Origin of the sequence: Streptomyces fulvoviolaceus, from assembly GCF_000718165.1 — a bacterium.
Lineage (GTDB): Bacteria > Actinomycetota > Actinomycetes > Streptomycetales > Streptomycetaceae > Streptomyces > Streptomyces fulvoviolaceus.
This window is the reverse complement of record NZ_JOEY01000231.1, coordinates 1-229: the sequence shown is the minus strand read 5'-3', so window position 1 is coordinate 229 and position 229 is coordinate 1. Positions and strand designations below refer to the sequence as shown.

At 74.2% G+C, this 229-nt stretch carries 1 pseudogene; it reads right to left on the bottom strand.

Annotation, left to right across the window (positions count from 1 at the left end):
* Positions 1-229: pseudogene (locus IG08_RS55560) on the bottom strand (hypothetical protein); the annotation flags it as partial.

Genomic DNA, 229 nt, shown 5'->3' with positions numbered 1-229 from the left:
CCCGGCGAGGCCGGCGACGACCTCGGCGACGGTGTACAGCGTCCCGGAGCCGGAGACCCGCTGCAGGAGGTAGACCGCCCAGGCGGTGCTGCCCGCGATGGCGGTCGGCAGTACCCAGGCCCACTTGGCCGCGGAGCCTTCGCGGTGGGCGCGGTAGAGCATGGTGGCGCCGATGCCGGTGAGGGCGGCGATGCCGGGGGCCATGGCGGTGACGTAGTAGGGGTGGAAG